This is a genomic window from Paraburkholderia sp. EG304 (assembly GCF_046543485.1).
In the GTDB taxonomy this organism is placed as follows: Bacteria; Pseudomonadota; Gammaproteobacteria; order Burkholderiales; family Burkholderiaceae; genus Paraburkholderia; species Paraburkholderia youngii.
In genome coordinates this window covers 1-5,717 of record NZ_JBKGUA010000133.1, presented here as the reverse complement: position 1 = coordinate 5,717, position 5,717 = coordinate 1, and the positions used below count along the sequence as shown (strand labels likewise).

Here is a 5,717-nt window from a genome sequence, read left to right as displayed (position 1 = left end):
GAAACCCGCACCTTCGTCAGCTTCCATCGCCAGCGTCTGCTGCTTCATCCTGTTCTGCCTTCCTTATCCACTCCGCTCTATAACGCTCCGAGTAGCTATGCGGTGGACTTGATCAGCAATGCCTTAACGCATTCCTGCTGATACCGGTTGTCCGTCTGTCCAATCATCTGCGTGAGCACGGCATGACCAACACCGTATTCATTCATCTGATCGAGCAGCACCTCGACGGGCTCATACCAATGAGGCGATACGTGAGCGTGGCTATCAACGATCATGCGAACCTCAGGCCTTCAGAGCGACGGCCGGGTTGAGGGGCACTTCTTCCTTCCATGTGCGATCGTTCGGGAAGATCACCGTCGAAGCGTGAATCTGATTCCACGGAATCGTGTTCGTCAGCACGCTCGGCAGCTCGCCGCTTTGTGCGTACGCGCGTGCCGAACGAATCATCTGGCGACGCCATGCGACGACCGCGACGTCCGACGTGCCGAGGTGTTCCTTCGTGCGGTCGAGAATGCGGCCCTGCGTTTCGCTGACCGCGTGATCTTGCGTCAGGATGCCCTTGATGCCGGACATCGACGACGTCTTCATCGCCTCGCGGTCCTGCTTGTACCAGTTGTCGATGTTGAGTTCCTTGCGGAAGTTTTCATCGACCCAGTGGCCGCCTTCCTGGATGCGATATTCGATATCGACCGGCTGCGTTTCGTCGAAGAACCACTGGATGTGCCACGTCGATTCGTTGTCACGCGGAACGAAAGCGTTGGCCATGCGGCGGTTCTTGCGGACGCCGAAGCCATCGGGCGGGATCAGCGTGAAGAACGGCAGAATCACTTCCGTGACGCGGGCGTGCAGCTTGCCTTCTTCACGGAAATTGCGGACGCCGGCGTAGCGCAGACCGTACAGCGTGTATTCGACTTCGATCTTCGGACGCAAATCGCGCTCGTGCTCGTACTTCGCCGGCGCCGACCACGGCTGCTCGCGGTGAAGGACACCCGCGTGTGCCGAGTCGATCGTGCCTTCGACGGCTTGAGCGTAGTTACAGTCTTCGAGAACCTTGAACGCTGCGACCTTATCTGCCGGGTACGACAGGAAATCGAAGTCGGGGAACTGCGGAACCTTTGCCGGGTCGCCCATGTACGTCCAGATCACGCCAGCGACTTCACGCACCGGGTAGGCGATCGCCTTGATGCGCGAGCACAGCTTCGAATCTTCCGGCTCGGTCGGGGTGTCCATGCACTGGCCATCGACGGCGAACTTCCAGCCGTGGTACAGACAACGCAGACCGCCTTCCGAGTTGTCGCCCAGCGCGAGAGAGGCACGACGGTGCGGGCACTGTTCTTCGAGCAGGCCGACCTTGCCGTCGCTGTCGCGGAACGCCACGAGATCTTCGCCGAGCAGACGCACACGCTTGGGCGCACCACCCGGCTCCTGAATTTCCGATGCGAGCAGCGCCGGAATCCAGAATTGACGAATCATGTCGCCGTTCGGGGTGCCTTTTCCTACTTGAGTCAGAACGTCGTTGTCTTCGCGGGAAAGCATGTTTGCTCCTAGTCTCTTGTATATGAATTTGCGTGGGAGACCGAAATCCCCCGACTGCCTTAAACGAGTGCGACGGCTTTTAGCAGTCGTTCGCGAGCGTCTACGGTGTTACTTTCGTTGCCGATCAGGTCGTGCGCTTCGATGATCAGATTGCGCAGCGCCACGAGGTTCTGCCCTTCGGCCGAGTTCGCGGCATTCCGTGCAGCCGCCGCGATATCGTTGTCGAGCAGGCGCCAGACTTCGTCCAGCTCGGACTCGCGATAAATCATCTGTTCGAACGTGCGCGAGTTCTCCACCCGTTCGACAATCTGACGCAGCGTTTCCGGCGAGTAATCCTCGATTGAATGAAGATCATCCACGTTCATTGCTAACTCCTATTTCTTAGGACCAGGGCCGAAGTTCGAAGGCGGCAGATCGAGTGCCTGACGTCCGTAACTCGTCAGTGCGCTGTCCCACGTGAATGCGAAGTGCTGCGCGGCCGAATTGACGTCGCGCCAGATGCGCTGGAGGTCCGACGCGTTGTAGATGCTGGTGCCGCCCGCGGCTTCGAACAGACTGTTGGCCGCACGACGAGCCGTTTGCGCCGAATATGCCCAATCGCGGGAAATGCGCGACCATTCGAGCGGCGTCAACGACTTTGCGCTTTCGGCTGTGTCAATGCGGCGAGTGTCTTCGAGAATCAACGCATAGGCAGCGTCGAGATCCGCCGTCGCGTGCGCAAGACGTTCGATCGTTGCCGACTGCTCTGCCATCTGGTCAGCCGGCATTGCCTTCAGACGTGGCGCCAGACCTTCGGTGAACGATTTGATTGCCGCGCGTGCCATGCCCAGGGGCGCACCGATCAGCGAGAACGGCGTGACGTTATGGAACGGCATGCGGTAGATCGGAGCGCGCAGGGCATCGGCGCCTTCGACGTTGCCCGTCATCATTTCCTTCACGGACACCGAACGGTGTGCCGGGATGAACGCTTCGGCGACCTTGATCGTGCGGCTACCGGTGCCACGCAGGCCCGCGGTGTGCCAGTCATCGACGATCTGGATATCCGAGCGCGGGATCACGAAGAAGCGCGGTTCGGGCGGCCCGTCTTCGCGCTGCACGGCATTGCCGACGATGACCCACTCCACGTGATCGATACCGGAGCAGAAGCGCCCTTCACCGTTCACGAGTTTGTAGCCACCGGCGACTTCGGTAATCGTGCCGCCGAGGCGGAACACCGTGGCCGTCAGAGCGTGGCCTTTGCCCAGCACGTCTTGCTGTGCTTTCAACGGGAACAGGTTCAGCATCCAGCTGTGACCGGCGAGCACGCCGAACACCCAACCGGTCGAACCGCAAGCCGACGCGATTTCGGCCGTGACTTCGACGAGCGTCGTAAAGCCCAGCTCGGAACCACCAAACGACTTCGGCGTGATGATGTTGAAAAGACCCGACTCACGTAGTGCGTCGATGGTTTCTTTCGGCACCACGCGATCGCTTTCGGTCTGTTTGACACGTGAACGAATCACGTTGTGCAAACCGCGAGCGATAGCGAGGGCGTCCTCGTGACTAGCAATACGACTCAAGGCGTTCTCCTGTTAGGGCTTGCTGCGCCGCGCTCGGGGAACCGGCGCGCAGAATAGCTTTTTGTTTGGCTGCTGTGGCCGGGTCAGTGTTCGTTGCGGCCGTAACGACCTTCGACGTTCATGCGTTCCTTGGCATCGAGGAACCAGCGGTAGTGACCACCCTTCGAGATCGGCGGCACGTCTTCCGAGATCGCGTACCAGCTATCGCCGTCGTTCTCGGTCGCATAAATCTCGCCCGTCGCGGTACCAGCGATCAACATGATCCTGTCGCCCCAGTGATACAGACCCATGCCCTCGATGTTGCCGATGATTTCCTTGGGCAAACCATTACGCATATGGTCCCAGGTGACGCCACCATCGGTGCTCTTGAGAACCGTGGCATCCGCCGACTTCCGTGTACCCCAGTCACGCGGCGCGTTGCCCGGGCCACCGAGATACAGCACGTTTTCGTTGCGGGGATCGATGAACATCGCGTCGGGATAACCGATCAGGTCTTGACGCGTCATCAGGTGCACCCACGTCTCGCCTGCGTCTGCGCTGTAGTGCAGGCCTTCGCCGCCGCACATGAACATCTGCCTGGGGTTGGACGGACGAATCAGCACGCGGTGGTTGTCGTGGTAGAACTTGTCGTTTTCCGATTCGTAGCTACGCGGCTCGGTCCACGTCTTGCCGTCATCGACCGTCTTGAGCAGCGCGCCCTGTTCGATACAGATATAGAGCGTCTCCGGCTCGGCCGGATGGAACGCGATGTTCTTCACGTGGGCGATGTGCGGGGGCGGCGGGAACGTCCACTTGTCCTGGTCCGGCACCGTCATCATCTCGGGGATTTCGACCCACGTGGCACCCAGATCGTCGCTGCGATAAAGCGCGGACGGCTCCGTGCCCAGGAACAGAACGGTGCGGCCATCGCGCTCCTGCTGCGCCATCGTGTAGATATGCGTGCTGTTGAGCCCGTTGTTGGCTGGTTCCCACGTCAGCCCGAGGTCCTTGCTGACCGACAGACTGCCTTGGCCGTGTGCGCCCGCGAACAATAGACCCGCTTTCGGCACGTAGAGCAGCGCGCTCACGTGACGATCTTCCAGCGCCTTGCGCGTGAGATTCCACGGCGCATTGGCGTCGGCACGCTCGAACACGAGCATGCCTCGAATAGTGGCGACCAACAGCGTTGTTGCCGCACCCTCACCGTACGCGACGGTTCCACCGTTGGTGGTCAGAACTGCGATCATTTCTCCTCCCTAGGGGAATACCCCGTGTGATCTCGCCCGTTTTCCTCAGAAACGTAGTCGCTACAGCTTCCGCCAGACTCTGCGCCGAAGAGGCTTTGACTTTTTTCTGGTCAGGCCAAATAATATGCAAAAAAGAATTACGCGTCAAACGGCCGACGGAACTTTCGGTGCCCCGTGATTCTGACGACAGAGGTTCTTAAACAAGGAAGCGTGATGTGTAATTCTTGCGCGCCGTTTGCGCGGTTCTCCGCGTTCTACGATTTTGGAGGTGACATGAGTGAACAACTGAATGAAGTGATGACCCTGCGTTTGACGGCGATCAACTATCTGGCCCGGAACACGCTGGCCTTCACATTCGAAGACCCCGAGGGCAACCTGCTGCCCGGGGCGGAACCGGGCGCTCACGTCGGAGTCGTTTTGCCGAACGGCCTGACCCGTCAGTACTCGCTATTGGAATACAGCAACAGCCTGACACAGCGTTCGTACGTGGTCGGCGTCAAACTCGATCCGCAGTCGCGCGGCGGTTCGCGCTATATGCACGAGACGATGCGGGTCGGCGATCTCATCCAGATCGAAGCACCTCGCAACAATTTCCCGCTCAATGAAGATGCCGGGCACACCGTCCTCGTCGCCGGCGGTATCGGGATTACACCTATTCTGTGTATGGCGCGTCGTCTGAAAGAGCTCGGACAGTCGCCGCGTATCTATTACTCGTGCCGTGAACGCGTCGACGTCGCATTCGCCGAGGAATTGAAAACCTTCGAAGGCGCGCTGGTTCACGTCGATGCCGAGGCCGGCACATTCCTCAACATCGCGGACGTCGTCAAGAAAGAACCGTCCACCGCTCACTTCTACTGCTGCGGCCCCGGCCCGATGCTCGAGGCGTTCGAAGCCGCGTGTGCGTCGCTGCCTCAGGAACAGGTTCACGTCGAATACTTCTCCGCGAAGCAGGAAGCCGCGCTCGATGGGAACTTCGTCATCGAATTGCGCAAGAGCGGAAAAACCCTGACGGTCCCGCAGGGCAAAACGATTCTCAACGTCGTGCGCGACGCGGGAATCCCCATTTCCTATTCCTGTGAAGAAGGCGTGTGCGGCGCGTGTGAAGTCCGCGTGCTCGAAGGCCAACCCGATCACCGCGATGCCATTCTGTCGGAGCCCGAAAAGGCTGCGAACAACACGATGATCATTTGCTGTTCTGGCTGTAAGGGCGACCGTCTCGTCCTCGATCTGTAAGTAGAACACCGGGCGACGACGTCGCCCTCATCTCACGTTAAGGCTACGCTGAACAAGCAGCTGAATTTGCGACGTGTCGGCGATGTAGAGGTGTTCAGGTCGTGAAGCCGACCGTCATCCTTTGGTTTTTGGCCCTTGCGGGCATTGCACGCGGGCGTTTTGC

5 protein-coding genes are annotated in these 5,717 nt (G+C 59.6%); 1 reads left to right on the top strand and 4 read right to left on the bottom strand.

The window, feature by feature from the left end; genetic code table 11:
* Positions 1–282: 282 nt before the first annotated feature.
* From ACLFKU_RS42245 to ACLFKU_RS42230, 4 genes are all read right to left on the bottom strand, one after another.
* Positions 283–1,536 (bottom strand): Rieske 2Fe-2S domain-containing protein, encoded by a 1,254-nt coding sequence (locus ACLFKU_RS42245; protein ID WP_410853197.1) that lies wholly within the window; start codon positions 1,534–1,536, stop codon positions 283–285.
* A gap of 59 nt (positions 1,537–1,595) precedes the next feature.
* Complete coding sequence (locus ACLFKU_RS42240; protein ID WP_368585472.1) at positions 1,596–1,901, bottom strand: hypothetical protein; 306 nt, start codon at positions 1,899–1,901, stop codon at positions 1,596–1,598.
* A gap of 9 nt (positions 1,902–1,910) precedes the next feature.
* On the bottom strand, positions 1,911–3,095 hold the full coding sequence (locus ACLFKU_RS42235) for an acyl-CoA dehydrogenase family protein (RefSeq protein ID WP_410853196.1): 1,185 nt from the start codon (positions 3,093–3,095) through the stop codon (positions 1,911–1,913).
* A gap of 83 nt (positions 3,096–3,178) precedes the next feature.
* Positions 3,179–4,321, bottom strand: coding sequence for a glycosyl hydrolase (locus ACLFKU_RS42230; protein WP_410853195.1), 1,143 nt, complete (start codon positions 4,319–4,321; stop codon positions 3,179–3,181).
* 273 nt (positions 4,322–4,594) lie between these two features.
* Between ACLFKU_RS42230 and ACLFKU_RS42225 the strand changes: the two genes are divergently transcribed.
* The gene (locus tag ACLFKU_RS42225) at positions 4,595–5,554 is read left to right on the top strand and encodes a PDR/VanB family oxidoreductase (protein WP_410853194.1); all 960 of its coding nucleotides are present in this window, start codon (positions 4,595–4,597) and stop codon (positions 5,552–5,554) included.
* Positions 5,555–5,717 lie beyond the last annotated feature (163 nt).